General features: G+C 72.7%; 10 protein-coding genes. 4 read left to right on the top strand and 6 right to left on the bottom strand.

Features of this window, described 5'->3' with window-relative positions; genetic code table 11:
- Window positions 1-20 precede the first annotated feature (20 nt).
- Both OG335_RS34655 and OG335_RS34650 read left to right on the top strand, forming a co-directional pair.
- Window positions 21-737 carry a helix-turn-helix transcriptional regulator gene (locus OG335_RS34655; RefSeq protein ID WP_405015112.1) on the top strand — a complete coding sequence of 239 codons (717 nt, stop codon included), beginning with the start codon at window positions 21-23 and terminating at the stop codon, window positions 735-737.
- A gap of 32 nt (window positions 738-769) precedes the next feature.
- Window positions 770-1,279, top strand: a complete 510-nt coding sequence (locus tag OG335_RS34650; protein WP_405015111.1) for a DUF3291 domain-containing protein — start codon at window positions 770-772, stop codon at window positions 1,277-1,279.
- A 181-nt stretch (window positions 1,280-1,460) separates the two neighbouring features.
- Here the strand turns inward: OG335_RS34650 and OG335_RS34645 are convergent, their stop codons facing one another.
- Entirely contained in the window at window positions 1,461-2,396 is a 936-nt protein-coding gene (locus OG335_RS34645; RefSeq protein ID WP_405015110.1) for an alpha/beta fold hydrolase, read from the bottom strand.
- A gap of 202 nt (window positions 2,397-2,598) precedes the next feature.
- On the opposite strand from OG335_RS34645, the gene OG335_RS34640 reads away from it, so the two are divergent.
- Window positions 2,599-3,546 carry a helix-turn-helix transcriptional regulator gene (locus tag OG335_RS34640; protein WP_405015109.1) on the top strand — a complete coding sequence of 316 codons (948 nt, stop codon included), beginning with the start codon at window positions 2,599-2,601 and terminating at the stop codon, window positions 3,544-3,546.
- A gap of 128 nt (window positions 3,547-3,674) precedes the next feature.
- On the opposite strand, the gene OG335_RS34635 is transcribed toward OG335_RS34640, so the two are convergent.
- The 5 genes from OG335_RS34635 to OG335_RS34615 all read right to left on the bottom strand — a co-directional run bounded on the left by OG335_RS34635 (window position 3,675) and on the right by OG335_RS34615 (window position 12,647).
- Window positions 3,675-4,562 carry a terpene synthase family protein gene (locus tag OG335_RS34635; protein ID WP_405015108.1) on the bottom strand — a complete coding sequence of 296 codons (888 nt, stop codon included), beginning with the start codon at window positions 4,560-4,562 and terminating at the stop codon, window positions 3,675-3,677.
- 5 nt (window positions 4,563-4,567) lie between these two features.
- Window positions 4,568-5,581, bottom strand: a complete 1,014-nt coding sequence (locus tag OG335_RS34630; protein ID WP_405015107.1) for a hypothetical protein — start codon at window positions 5,579-5,581, stop codon at window positions 4,568-4,570.
- Window positions 5,582-6,062: 481 nt separating this feature from the next.
- Entirely contained in the window at window positions 6,063-8,585 is a 2,523-nt protein-coding gene (locus OG335_RS34625; RefSeq protein ID WP_405015106.1) for an RICIN domain-containing protein, read from the bottom strand.
- Window positions 8,586-8,816: 231 nt separating this feature from the next.
- Entirely contained in the window at window positions 8,817-10,535 is a 1,719-nt protein-coding gene (locus OG335_RS34620) for a SulP family inorganic anion transporter (RefSeq protein ID WP_405015105.1), read from the bottom strand.
- 285 nt (window positions 10,536-10,820) lie between these two features.
- The gene (locus OG335_RS34615) at window positions 10,821-12,647 is read right to left on the bottom strand and encodes an alkyl/aryl-sulfatase (protein ID WP_405015104.1); all 1,827 of its coding nucleotides are present in this window, start codon (window positions 12,645-12,647) and stop codon (window positions 10,821-10,823) included.
- Window positions 12,648-13,120: 473 nt separating this feature from the next.
- Between OG335_RS34615 and OG335_RS34610 the strand changes: the two genes are divergently transcribed.
- Window positions 13,121-13,771: a dihydrofolate reductase family protein gene (locus OG335_RS34610; RefSeq protein WP_405015103.1), complete on the top strand. Its 651-nt coding sequence runs from the start codon at window positions 13,121-13,123 to the stop codon at window positions 13,769-13,771.
- Window positions 13,772-13,876: the final 105 nt, after the last annotated feature.

The following is a 13,876-nucleotide window of genomic DNA, read 5'->3' as shown; positions in this document are numbered from 1 at the left end:
GTTGTTCCTAGAATGGCCGGGTGAAGGACATCGATGCGATCGCGGCGCTGCAGGATCCGGTGCGGCGACGGCTGTACGAGTACGTGGTGGCGCAGGGCCGCGAGGTCGGCCGCAACGAGGCCGCCGAGGCGGCCGGGGTGGCGCGCACGCTTGCCGCGCACCATCTGGACAGGCTGACCGAGGCCGGACTGCTGGAGAGTGGCAGCCGCCGGCTGTCGGGCCGGACGGGGCCGGGGGCGGGCCGTCCGGCCAAGGTGTACACGCGGGCCCCTGCCGAACACTCGGTGTCACTGCCCGCCCGGGACTACCGCACCGTCGCCGAGCTGCTCGCCGAGGCCGCCGAGCAGGCCGGGCTGGATGCCGGGCTGTGCGCGGCCGCGCGCCGCCGGGGGGAGGCGCTGCGCGGCTCGGCGGAACCCTGCGGCGGTCTCGAGGAGGCCATGAGGATGCTGTCCGCGCGCGGCTACGAACCGCACCTGGAGAGCGCCGGGGATGTCCGGGGCACCGAGGATGCCGCGGGTGTCGAGGCGGCGGCCGGGTCGGCCGAAGGTGTGGTCCGCATGCGCAACTGCCCCTTCCACGCGGTCTCCGAACGCTTTCCACCCCTCGTCTGCGGCATGAACCTCGCGCTGCTGGAGGGGCTGCTCGGGGTGGACGGTCCCGTCCGCGCCCGCATGGACGCCCGGCCGGGAGAGTGCTGCGTGGTGGTCGAACCCTCTAAAACACATACTGATTGACATAGAAAAGCCGACCGTGCTGGGATGAGCCCATGACCGCATCCGCGCACGGCGCCCACCTCGCCCAGCTCAACGTCGCCACCCTCCGGCACCCCCTCGACGACCCCCGCATCGCGCCGTTCGTCGAGATGCTCGATGCGGTCAACACCGCCGCCGACGGTGCGCCCGGCTTCGTGTGGCGACTCACGGAGGAGGGCGAGGCCGACGCCACCGGCCTGCGCCCCGCGGGCGAGGACGTCATCGTCAACCTGTCGGTGTGGGACACCCAGGAAGCCCTGTGGGACTTCGCCTACCGCAGCGAACACCTGGACGTGATGCGGCGGCGGCGTGAGTGGTTCCACCGGCACGTCGAGGCGCACCTGGTGCTCTGGTGGATCCCCGCCGGGCACCTTCCCACCGTCGGCGAGGCCCTGGAGCGACTGACCGACCTGCGGGAGCACGGTCCGTCCCCGCGCGCCTTCACCTTCGCCTCCTCCTACATTGCCGCCGAGGCCGCCCCGCAGCTCCAGGCCGTGCCACCGGCCCAGCCAGGACGTGTCTGACCATTCCCGACGGGCGCACGACGCCGGGCATCCCGGCCGGACGCACCGGCGAATCGCCCGAGTACGACCCGGTACGAGGACGATCCGCCGACACGCCCGGCCGGGCGCCCGACGCCGCGCGCCGATCCGCCGATCCGCCGATCCGCCGATCCGCCGATCCGCCGCGAATGGTCAGACACGCCTAGTGGCGCTCCAGCCATTCCAGGATCGCCCGGTTCGTTTCTTCCGGCTTCTCCTGCTGGATCCAGTGGCCGCAGTCCAGACTGACCACGTCCACACCGGGCACGAACTCCGCCAGATTCTCGGACCTGCGGACCGCGTCCCGGTCGCCGTAGACCATGAGCGCGGGCTGCCGGACGATCGGGTCCACGTCCGCCAGCAAGCGCCAGTTGCGGTCGAGGTTCCGGTACCAGTTCACACTGCCCGTGAACCCTGTCGACTCGAAGGCGGAGACGAAGACGGCCAGTTCGCTGTCGCTCATCACCGGCTCGCCGAGCGGCTTCTCCGCCCTGGCGAGATCGATCAGCGCCATACCCGGCCGAGGCTCCGCGGGGGGCTCGTTCTTCCGGTAGATGTTGCGAAGGAACCGGAAGGTGTTCTCGTCGAACACGGCGTCCGCGACGCCCGGCTGCCGATTGAAGTGGACGAAGTAGAAGTCGCCGCCGAGCACCTCGTCCATGGCCTCGATCCAGGGCTTCTCTCCGCGTTCCTGGTAGGGCAGGCTCAGGTTGACCACCGCGTTCACCCGCTTCGGATGCAGCAGGGCCAGCCCCCAGACGACCATGGCACCCCAGTCGTGACCGACGAAGGTGGCGTCCTCGTACCCGTAGTGATCGAGAAGTGCGACGAGATCGCCCGTGAGGTGGGCGAGGTCGTAGTCCGTCACTTCGGCCGGACGGGAAGAATTTCCGTACCCCCGCTGGTTCGGGACGATGACGTGGTAGCCCGCCGCGACGAGGGCGGGCACCTGGTGGCGCCAGGAGAAGGCGTGCTCCGGCCAGCCGTGGCAGAGCACGACGGGCCTTCCGGCATTCTGTCGGCCGGCTTCGAAGACTTCGAGTTCCACGCCGTTGACCGGGACAAGGGTGGGCTCGGGGAAATCAGCTGGATCGAACACGGGATTTCTTCCTCATCTATTCGGGCTTCAGGCATCGGGCAGGTCGGGCGGCGAAGTTCCCGGCGACGGCGACGGTGCAGCCCCGACAGGCCGGGGGCCGACACGGTCGCGGGTGGTGCGACTCGCCGGTGCGGCCATGTCGCCATCCTGCCCACCGAACCCGGTCACCCCATGACCGGTTTTGTGTGGAAGTGTTGCCGGCGTGCGAACCGACCGGCTGGTGGCCGTCCTCCTCCTGCTGCAACGGCGCGAGCGCGTGACGGCGGCGGAGGTCGCCCGCGAGCTGGAGGTCTCCGAGCGCACCGCCCGCCGCGACCTCGACGCCCTGGCCATGGCCGGGGTGCCCGTGTACTCCGTGCAGGGCCGGGGCGGCGGCTGGCGCCTCGTGGGCGGCGCCCGCACCGACCTGTCCGGGTTGACCGCGGGTGAGGCCCGCGCGCTGTTCCTGGTCGCCGGCCCGGCCTCGGCTGCGACGCCGACCGTGAAAGCGGCGCTGCGCAAGCTCGTCCACGCCCTGCCGGAGCCCTTCCGGGTCCAGGCCGAGGCGGCGGCGGCGTCGCTGGTCACGGACCCGCAGCGCTGGGGGACGAGCCGGATCGAGCACCGTCCGCCGCGTTTCCTCGACGAACTCCAGGACGCGGTGATCCGCGGCGTCCAGGTGCGGCTCGGCTACGTCGACGGCAAGGGCGCCGGAACCGAGAGAACCGTCCACCCGCTGGGCATCGTCGCCAAAGGTCCGTCGTGGTACCTCGTCGCCGGCACCGAGGCCGGCCGGCGGACCTTCCGGATCGACCGCGTGTCCTCCGCCGAACCGACCGGCGATCCTGTGGACCGGCCCGAGGACTTCGACCTCGCCGAGAGCTGGCGTGAGATCGCCGACCAGGTCGACCGCAGGCGCACGCCCCTGGAGATCCAGGCGGTGTGCACGCCCCACGGGATCGGCCTGCTCCGGATGGCCTTGGGTACTCGGCTGGAGGTGGGGGGTCCCACCGCCGACGGCCGCATCGAGATCGCGGTCCGCGGTTACGACGAGTACACGCTGGCCGGTGAACTCTCCGGGCTGGTCGAATGGTTGGAGGTGACCGGCCCTCCGGGTGTACGGGACCACCTGGCCTCGATCGGCAACGCGCTCGTCGAACGGTACGGCTGAGCGGTACGGCTGAGCGGTACGGCTGAGCGGTACGGCCGGGCCCCGACCGGAAGCGTCCGCACCTCCGGGCGGGGCGCCCGCTCCGCGGTGACCGGCTCTGCTTCAGGTGCCTGCGCGGCGCGTTGCGCTCACGCGCCGGCCTCCCGGTCGTGGCCGACACGGCGGAGCCGGTCCATCCGGGCGGCCGCGCCGGGGTAGCGGGTACCGGCGAGGTGGCGGTGGGCGTCCACGCTGCCTTCGACCATGTCGCGCAGGAGGTGGCCGAGTTCGCCCTCGGCCCGTCCGACGCGGGCGACGAGGAGCGCGTACCGGGTGAGAGCCGCTTCGACGGCGGTGCGGAGCCCGTCGTGTCCGGCACGGTGGGCGTGGAAGAGCACGTGGTTGGACGTCACCGGGGCATCGTCCGGGTGGGCGGTGCGGTCCCGGTCGAGGGAGGCGAGGTCGTTGGCGAGGTAGCTGGCCTCCACGGCGTCGGCCACCGCCGGCTCGGGCCCGGCGGACGGATCGGGCACGGGCAGGCCCCGAAGGAGCCGCCAGAGCGTCACGAAGGGTCCGGTGCCGATGGTGGCGCGGCGCAGCGCGTGGAACTCGTCCCAGGTCATGGCGGCGGGGTCGGCCTCGCCTTCGCGGGCCATGGCGGCGGCGAGGTCGGAGATCTCCGCGCAGAGCCGTGCGGTCGGCAGGCAGCGGGCGTCCAGGTCGTCCATGAGGGCTCGGTGGGCGGCAGCGGGAGCGCTGCCGGGAGGCATCGACCCGCCGCGCAGCGCGGTTGCGAACGCCGCCTTCTCCGGGGCCGGGGCGTCGTCGAGGGCGAGGAAGAACACCAGGTAGACGTCCGCGGTGAAGCTCTGCCCGGGGGTGGCCCCGGCGGGTCCGCAGTGGACGCCGAAGGCTGCGGCGACGCGGGCGGTCGAGGTGTGCCACTCGCGGTCGCGGTGGCAGGGGCACACCTCCAGGAACCAGGCCAGCAGGCGCTCGGCACGGTCGGCAGGGTCTGCGGGGCCGGGGTACGGCATGGGGATCACCTCGGGTCCGGTGGGTGCAGGGCGGTCAGGGCGAGGAGCGTGGTCAGGCGGCGGGAGCCGAAGTGGACGGGGAGGCGGCCCATCCGGAAGTAGGCGTGCGCGGGCCAGGAGCCGTCCGGCTCCTGGAGCCGGGCCAGTGCGGCGCGGCGCCGGGTCTGCCCTTCGGTGAGGCCCAGGTTGTCGGCCGCGGCGGTCAGCAGGGCGAGGTCGAGGGCGCCGAGCACGGCCGGCTGCGCCGCGTACGCCCGGAAGGCCGCGCGCAGCGGCTCGCCCAGCGCTGTCGCGTAGCTGTCGAATCGTGCGCAGCCGCGGGAGGCGGCGTGCAGGAAGGCGGCCGGTGCGGGGTAGTAGCGCGTGCCCCGGAGGAAGCGGCCCGACTCCGTGTGCTCGCGCAGGTACGCGATGCCGGCGTCGCCCTGGCCGGTCCCGGCCAGGTGCCGGGTGTAGGCGCTGTTGGCGCACGCCACCGCGTCGTGCTTGCGGCCGCGCGGTTCGGCGTCCGGTTCGGTGCCGTCCTCCCAGTACACCAGGACGACTCCGTCCCGCAGGCCCGACCCGGCCGGTGGCGTACGGGCGACGGCGCCGCGCAGCTCCGCGGCGACGGCGCTCAACTCCCCCGCGCCGAGCAGCCCGTGCCGGTGCAGGGCGGCGGCTGCCACGGCGGTGGAGTCGGTGTCGGCGGCGAACCGCGGGACGTCCGGGAAGAACCGGAAGCGACTCCCGACCTGGCAGGAGCGGACGCGTCGGCCGAGGGCGCACACGAGTGCCCGCTCCGCCGCGGGCATGAACAGCAGGGCCAGCATCGCGCCGAACCCGTCCCGGGAGAGGTCCAACCCGATGTCGGTGCCCAGCAGTCGGCGGATCCGGCTGCGGGCCTGGGCCGCGGTGAACACGTCGGCGGCCGGCATCGACGGTTCCAGGGACATCGTCAGCGACCAGTCGGCATGCGACGGTGTGCGGAGGTACGCCCATCCATGGGCGAGGGCCGTTTCGATCGCGGGTTCGGTCATTCCCGCCGCCCCTTTCCCGGTCCGTGGCCGCCGCCCGCCTGTCCGTGGGAGAGAGCACCGTCCGGACGGAGGTCCCGGAGACGGGGGTCGTCACGGTCTGTCAGGGGCTCTGCTCCGGACCGGGCCGGCCGCAGGGCGCGGCGCGCCCGCGCCGCGGGTGGGCGGCACCGGAGAGGAGAGGGGTTCGGGTTCGTGGCCTGCGCCAGGTCGGCGCGCGTGCGGCACCCGTTGTCAGGATCGCCTCGGCCGACCGGCGTGCCAAGAGCCGCCGCGGGCGGTCCGGGAGCGCGGGAGGGACTCGGCCCACGACCACGCGCCCCCGTCGGCAGCCTGCGGCGCACACCGCACCCGGGCACGCCGCCCGCACGACCCCGGGCTCGGGCGTGGGCGTGCGCGTGGGGCCGCCGTCAGCGACCGGTCCGCCGGCGGCAGCGCCCGCGGCGTGGTACCTCCCCGCCGCGGGCGCCGCGCGTCCTCGCCGTCAGCCGATCTTCACCAGCTGCCACTGCTGGTTGGTGCCGCCCGTGCGGTACCACTGGATGACCTTGGCGCCGTCGGTGCGGGCGGCGTTGCTGACGTCCAGGACGTCGCCTGTCGCGCGGGACTCGATGACGTACCTGCCGCCGTCGGAGGGGGCGAGCAGCCAGTGCTGGTTGGTGCCTCCGTTGGCGCCCCACAGGTTGAGCTGGGTGCCGGGCAGGGTGCTGACGTCGGGCAGGTCGAGTGCCTTGCCGCCGGCGACCCCGGTGATGGTGTAGTAGCCGTCGCCGGTGGCGGTGAGTTTCCACTGCTGGTTGGTGCCGCCGTTGGCGCCCCACTGGATGACCGGGGTGCCGTCCGCGGTGCCGGCTCCGGAGGCGTCGAGCAGTTTGCCGCTGTTGGCGTTGACCAGCTGGTAGGTGCCGGCGAGCGACGGGGTGCTGCCCGGGGTGACGGACAGGTTGGCGTACTGGACGGGGTAGTAGCCGGCGGTGCCCAGGCCCGCCATGCCGCCGCCGTAGGAGGCGTCGGTGACCGTGCCGACCGTGGTGCCGTCGATCCGGGCGGTGATGGTGGTGCCCTGGAATCCGAGGCGGAGGGTGTGCCAGGTGCCGGTGCCCGGGGCGGCGACGGTGCCACCGGCCAGGGTGGTGAACGTCCAGGCGCCGTCGCTCTTCAGCAGTGACCAGGCGCCGGTGTTGCTCAGCCTCAGGTGGTAGGCGTTCAGGCCGCCGTTGTTGCGGCCCTGGCTGCCGACCCGGCCCAGGATCTCGGCGGCGCCGGCCTGTTCCAGCAGCACGTCCGCGGAGACGGTGTAGTTCGACCAGCCGAGGTCGCCCAGCATCGCGTACGGTTGGTCGGCGCTCTCGCCGGTCCACTTGATCGGCCTGACGGGGGCCATCTGACGCAGGCAGGTGCCGGTGCGGCCGCCCGCGCAGCGCGCGGTCTCGAAGGCGCCGTTCATGGTGGCCAGGTACGCGGCCTCGCGGCCGGTGGCGTAGCCGGCGAAGCTGTCGCCGTAGGGCAGGTTCAGGACCTGGCGCTTCGGGGCGGTGGCGGTGCCCGCGCCCTGGCCGGTGGTGGTCGTCACGGTGTAGACCCGGCCGGGCTGCAGGGTGAGCGTGTAGCTGCCGCCGGTCGCGGTCAGGTCGGCGCCGGCGGTCATCCGCGGGTTGACGGCGGGGTTCGACAGGTCGGTCGACCACACGTGCGGAGTGCCGCCGGGCAGGCCGCCTGTGGTGCGGAGCGTCACGGTCTGGGCGGTGGTGGCGTCCATCGTCTCGAAGACGGTGGACCAGGCGGTCCTGGTGGGGTCGGCCAGCGACACGTAGCTGCCGTTGGCACGGTTGCCGCCGAGGTAGCCGGAGGCGGTGTCGAGGTAGGTCCATCCGGGTGCGGTGAACTGCGTGGTCTGCGCGGTCACCCAGGCGCTGCGGCTCACGCTGTAGGCGCCCGACCAGGGCTGGTCGGCGGTGACCAGGCCGTCCGTGTGGAAGTACTGGTTACGGTAGAGCGAGGCCACCAGGGGCCAGTTGACGAACGCGGTCATCCGGCCGTCCAGGTAGCCGCGGTTGATGGCCCGGGCCATCGGGCCGGCGCCCGTCTCGGCGTCCTGCGAGCCGTTCTCGCTCGCCCACAGCTGCTTGCCGGAGGCCACCGCGTCCGCGCTGCTCGGGCAGTCGGTCATGGCGGTCAGGTAGCCGCAGACGTAGTGCACGCCGATGACGTCGATGGCGGAGTTCAGTGCCGGGTCGTCGCGCATGGCGGTGGCCACGCCCCAGCCGAACGAGTCGGCGCCGACCACCTTGACGGCGGCGTAGCCCCTGGCGTTCAGTGCGGCGCGCAGGTTCGCGTACCAGGCGGCGTCGTAGTCGCGCTCGTTCCAGCCGCCGAGGTAGTCGATGGTCAGGTTGTGCTGCCCGGCACAGCCCAGCCAGGACATCAGGTAGTCGATCATGTCCTGGGACCAGAAGCTGCCGTTGCCGATCCAGCCGGGCGCGCCCCACGACAGTGCCGCCAGCCTGATCTTCGGGTTGCGGGCCCTGGCCTGCTCCATCAGCCACCACTCGTAGCCGTTGTCGCAGTTCACCACCCCCCGGGTGTGCTCGATCGAGGACTCGGCGCCGTCGGTGGAGTTGGTGTCGCCGCCGATCTCCACCTTGAGGATCTGAAGCGCCGCGCCGTGGCCGGGCTTGAAGAGGTGGTCCAGCACCTGGGTGCGCTGGGGTTCCGGGTAGTCGGCGAGGAGGCGGGAGTTGCCGCCGCCACCGCTGATCGCGCCGACACCGTCGAAGGTCCGTCCGGGGCTGGTGCCGTCGACCGTGATCGCCGTGTTCACCGCGGCCGCGTCGACCGCGGCCGACGCGGGGGCGGGGGCGACACCGGTGACGAGGGGGGCGCAGAGCAGCAGACCGGTGAGCAGCGCGGCCGTCCGGCCGCGGGGCCGGCGCGGGGCGCGGGCGGTGAAGGCGTTTCGCGTACGGATGGTGCCCTCCATGGTGGTGTCGGGCTCGGCGGACCGCACACCGCCGGTCGACGATCCGGGTCGACGACGCAGGGCATGCGATCCATCATCAAGGCGTAACCTGTACGACCAAAATCGCACACTAGAGCACATGATGACGCACGGTCAACGGATGCGCACCAACCGTTCGCACCTCCGGCGGGGCGCGGCGCGGGTACGGGCGCGGGGGCGGATACGGGGGCGGGTACGGGGGTCGCGGGCGGGTTCGAGGCGGTGCAGCGCCGGGCGGAGCTACCCGCGGGGCGGTGGAGCAGCCCCGTCGCCGTCCGGAGCCGACGGCGTGTCGGGGTGGTCGGCGATCCAGGCGCCGGCGTCGGCGAGCGCGGCGTCGAGCGGGTCGAAGAAGGCCCCCTTCGCCGGGACGATCCCGCCGGGCCCGAGGTGGTCGGCGAGGCCGGTGTCGGTGGCGATCCGGACGAGGGGTGGCTGGACGCCGGCGAGGATCAGGCGGCCGCCGCTCCGGTGCAGCTCGTCGGCCTTGCGGCGCAGGAGCTTCACCATGGCCGACGACGGCACGTCGGGAAGGTTGCGGACGACCAGGACGAGGACGGCGCCCCGGGCCGGGACGGGCCACTTCTGGTCGATGCGAGGAAGTTCGGCGAACAGCCCGACACCGTTGTAGTCGAGGACGGTGACCTGGCCGGGGGGCAGTTCGGCCGGCGCTTCCGCGGTTTCCCAGCGTCCTCGGCCCAGCGGCCGCAGGGCGCGGAGCCGGCTCTGGCGAGCGGCCTGCGCGCAGTACAGCAGCAGGGACAGGACGGCACCGAGGACAACCGCCTGCTGCAGGGGCAGCTGGGTGGTGGCGAGGAAGGTCAGTGCCATCGCCGCCGCCGACAGGGGTGCGGTCTTCAGCACGAGGAGGATGTCGGGGATCTTTCCGGTGATCAGTTCGGCACCGACGACGATGATCAGGCCGCCGATGACCGGCATCGGGATGCGCTCCGCCAGTGGCGCGAGGGTCAGCACGACCGCGGCGAGCCACAGGCCGGAGAAGACCCCGGCCCACCGGGTGCGGGCTCCGGCGGAGACGGCCACCCCGGTGCGCGACAGGGAGCCGCCGACGGGCAGCGACTGGAACAGGCCGCCCGCGACGTTGGCCAGGCCCTGGGCGGTGAAGTCCCGGTTGGTGTCGGACTTGGAACCGTCGGGGTTGGGGACGGTGGGGGCGATGCCGGCGGCCTGGGCGAGGGCGACCAGGGCGATGGACAGGGCGCCGCCGAGCAGGTGCGGGAAGGCGGACCAGTCGGGGGTGGTGAAGTGCGGCAGCGCGGAGGGGATGTCGGCGATGCCCCCGACCAGTTCCACGTCCGTGCCGAGCGCCGCCACCACCCCGCTGACGGCCACCATGGCGATCAGCAGCGCGACCGTCCGCAACCGCTGCACGGCGTGGGCGAGCGCCCAGACGCCGATGGTGGCGACGGCGGTCAGGGTGGCGGCCGGCTGCCACGAGCCGAGGTGGACCAGCCAGTCGCCCAGCTGCACCAGTTTGTTGTGTCCGTGCGGCTCGTAGCCGGTGGCGTCCTCCAGGACACCGGTGATGATCTGCACCGCGATGCCGACGGAGAACCCGGTCATCACCGCGTTGGAGACGAAGGAGAGCACCACTCCGAGCCGCAGGACGCCCATGAGGAGCATGACGAGGCCGGTCATCAGGGCGATCGCCGCGATGTTGCCGCTGTCGGCGGGGTCGAGTCCGGCGTCGGCCAGGACACTCTGCGCGGTGAGGGAGATGGCGCTGGTGAGGGTGGTGACCATCAGCACGGTGCGGGCGGCGAAGGAGCCGACGACGGCGGGGACGACGCCGGAGAACAGGCCGGCGACGGGGTCGAACCCGGCGATCGCCGCGTACGCCATGCCTTCGGGGATGCTGAACAGCCCGGTCACCAGCCCGGCTGACACGTCGGCGGGCTTCGGCGCGGTCAGCCGCCCGGGCCGCGGGGTGGGGTTCATCCGGCGAGCCCGGAGACCGCGTCCCCGACGTACCCGGCACCGATCACCGCCGGGACCACGGTCGTGATCGCGGTGCTGTGGACCGGCGTCCACGCCTTCCCTCGCCCGGCACCGTTCTGCCGCCCGCCGAGGCGGTGCCGGTGGAGATGCCGACCGCGGAAGCCGGCATCGATCCGATCGCCTCACCCATCGGTGGGCCTCCTCCTCGTGCGTTGGCGAAGCCCGGCACCGGCCGCGCACCCGGCGGACCGGGTGCGCGGCCGAGCCGACGGACGAGGCCGGATGTCAGGGAGTGACGATCGGGAAGGACTTGTCGGGCGGGGTGACCAGGGAGAGAAGCCGCTTGAGGATGGTGGGGTCGCCGTCGTGCTCGACGTTCTCCGGATCGGAGCCGGCCAGCAGGGCAAGCAGTTGCGGCTTGGTCAGGGTCAGGGTCAGGTCGGCGGACCGCCGGGGTGAGCCGGCCAGGGGGACGACGCGGTGGGTGAGGGCACCGTTCTGCAGGGTCAGGCGCCGGCGGTGCCGCTCGTCGGTGAGGACCAGGTCGATGGTCATGTCCTCCTTCCAGGCGCGGGGGCCGTCGATACGCACCGCGATCGAGTCCAGGAGCATCTCGACGGTCAGGGCCATCGCCATCTCGGGGTTGGCCGCGTCCAGCAGGGTGGTGCCCGGGCCCTCGCGCAGTTCGAGGGCGGCGGTGAGGAAGAAGTTGCGCCAGGGGCCGTTCTCCGCGCCCTGACCGATCCGGTCGTAGACGCCGGCGAGCGCATCCCTGGCCGCGGCGTCGGAGTCGTCGGCGAAGACCAGGTGGTTGAGCAGGGTGGCGGCGAAGCGCAGGTCACCGTCCTCGACGCAGGCCAGCGCCTTGACCAGCGCCGCCTGCGGCCCGCCGAGCGCGTCCACGTACCGGCGGGCCTGCTCCACCGGCGGGTGCTCCCACAGGTGCGCCGGGTTGCCGTCGAACCAGCCCAGGTACCGCTGGTAGACCGCCTTGACGTTGTGGGACAGCGAACCGTAGTAGCCGCGCGCGTGCCAGGAGTTCTCCAGCGCCGGCGGAAGCTGCAGCTGCTCGGCGATCTCCGGGCCGGTCAGCCCGTCGTTCAGCAGGCGCAGGGTCTGGTCGTGCAGGTAGGCGTACAGGTCGCGCTGGGCGGCGAGGAACGCCACCACGTTGTCGTGGCCCCAGGTCGGCCAGTGGTGCGAGGCGAACGCCACGTCGTACCGGCCGTAGAAGTACTCGATCGCCTCGTCCAGGTAGCGGGACCAGATCCGCGCGTCGCGCACCACCGCGCCGCGCAGGGTCAGGATGTTGTGCATGTTGTGCGTGGCGTTCTCCGCCAGGCACAGCGCCCGCCTGTCGGGGAAGAGGAAGTTCATCTCGGCGGGGGCCTCGGTGCCGGGGGTGAGCTGGAAGACGATCCGCACCCCGTCGACGGTCTCCTCCTGACCGGTGCGGGTGATGTCGAGGGTCGGCGGGATCAGGGTGATCGTGCCGGTCGAGGTGGTCATCCCCAGCCCGGCGCTGATCTGCCCCTCCGGGTTCTTGGGCAGCCGGTCGCCGTACATGAACATCGCCCGGCGCGTCATCGCGTTGCCCGCGTACACGTTCTCGCTCACCGCGTGCTCCAGGAAGCCCGCGGGTGCGATCACCGGCAGCCCCTCCTCGGTGCCGGCCGGCAGCACGCCGCGCGCCCCGCCGAAGTGGTCGCCGTGCGAGTGGGTGTAGACCAGGCCCGTCACCGGCCGATCCCCGCGGTGCGCCCGGTACAGCGCGAGTGCGGCTGCGGCGGTCTCGGCGGAGATCAGCGGGTCGATGACGATCACGCCGCGCTCGCCCTCCACCAGCGTCATGTTGGACAGGTCCAGGCCCCGCACCTGGTAGATGCCCTCGGTGACCTCGAACAGGCCCTGCTTCGCACAGAGCTGGGCCTGGCGCCACAGGCTCGGGTTCGCGGTGGGCGGGCACTCCCCCTGCAGGAAGTCGTAGGCGTCGTTGTCCCAGACCACTCGCCCGTCCGCGGCCTTCACCACCGCCGGGACAAGAGAGGCGATCAGCCCGCGGTCCGCGTTCTCGAAGTCCGTCCTGTCGCCGAAGGGCAGCGAGGTGCTCATGTGTCGCTCCGATCCAGAGCCGAGCCGGGCACAGGCCGACCCCCCGGCCGGTACCGGCACGGGGCGGGCCGGGTAGCGGCACGGCAGGTCGACGGTGTTCCCGGCCCACCCTAGAACGATCATGGACATTCAGCGCATTGTCGGACCATCCGGGTGACACCGGGGAGCGCTGCGCGGGCCGTGCCGCACCGCCACCGCCGCCCCCACGGACGGCCGGCTGCGCGCCACCGGGCCCAGGCCCGCCCGACCACCGGGCCCTCCGCGTGGAGGACGTCACGGCACGGCATGGCTGGGCACGGCGCGGCACGGTTCACGGCGTACGGCATGCGTTCGGGGTCCTGTCGGCGGACGTCGCGAGAACGACCTTCCCGGGGCAAGGTGGTGATGGGCCACCGGGCAGAACGATCTGCCGCGCGGGGGCAGGTTCTGCCGGTTCCCGCAGGCCCGACCATCCGACCCATCGGGAGTAAGGCATGGGCCTCATCCACATCGAGCTGTTCGCGACCCTCGATCTCGTCGGGCAGGCGCCCGGCGGCCCCGACGAGGACCCGGCGGGGTTCCCGTTCGGCGGCTGGCAGGCACCCCTGCTGGACGAGACCGCCGGGGCGCAGATCCTTGCCGCGTACGAGGGCACGGACGCCCTCCTGCTCGGCCGGCGGACGTACGACCTCTTCGCCGCCTACTGGCCGCAGCAGGAGGGCGGCGCGGACAACGAGATCGCCACGCTCTTCAACGGCGTCCCGAAGTACGTGGCCTCCCGCGGCAGGCCCGACCTCTCGTGGGCCGGATCCACGCAACTCGGCCCCGACCTGGCCGGCGCGGTGCGCGAGCTGCGCGGGCGGCACGAACACGTGAAGGTCGTCGGGAGCCTGAACCTGGTGCAGACCCTCCTGCGGGAGAAGCTCTTCGACCGCCTCGACCTCTGGGTACACCCGATCGTGCTCGGCGTCGGCAAGAAGGTGTTCGACGACGGCGCCGTGCCCACGAACGTCACGCTCCTGGAGCCTCCGGCAGCCAGCCCGAAGGGAACCGTGTACCTGCGGTACGGGCGCGCGGACGGCACCCCCCGGACAGGGGACATGAGCGCACCCGATCGCGGCACCGGCCGCGGGGAGTCGACGTGACCTGGGTGACGGGACGTCATCGCCGGCCACGACAACGGAGTACCGGGAACTTCGCAAGCCCCGGGTGAACGTCATCGCGTCGCGATCTGCGGACGGAACACGAAC

Source organism: Kitasatospora sp. NBC_01539, from assembly GCF_045040525.1.
GTDB lineage: Bacteria > Actinomycetota > Actinomycetes > Streptomycetales > Streptomycetaceae > Kitasatospora.
Note: the sequence above shows the minus strand (reverse complement) of the source record. Positions and strands in the feature narration are given on the sequence as shown.

What these genes read in the sequence shown, in the direction of transcription:
- OG335_RS34650 (WP_405015111.1), top strand. Translation starts at nt 770, where the DNA reads ATGACCGCATCCGCGCACGGCGCCCACCTCGCCCAGCTCAACGTCGCC.
- OG335_RS34635 (WP_405015108.1), bottom strand. Translation starts at nt 4,562, where the DNA reads ATGCCGTACCCCGGCCCCGCAGACCCTGCCGACCGTGCCGAGCGCCTG.
- OG335_RS34630 (WP_405015107.1), bottom strand. Translation starts at nt 5,581, where the DNA reads ATGACCGAACCCGCGATCGAAACGGCCCTCGCCCATGGATGGGCGTAC.
- OG335_RS34620 (WP_405015105.1), bottom strand. Translation starts at nt 10,535, where the DNA reads ATGAACCCCACCCCGCGGCCCGGGCGGCTGACCGCGCCGAAGCCCGCC.
- OG335_RS34615 (WP_405015104.1), bottom strand. Translation starts at nt 12,647, where the DNA reads ATGAGCACCTCGCTGCCCTTCGGCGACAGGACGGACTTCGAGAACGCG.
- OG335_RS34610 (WP_405015103.1), top strand. Translation starts at nt 13,121, where the DNA reads ATGGGCCTCATCCACATCGAGCTGTTCGCGACCCTCGATCTCGTCGGG.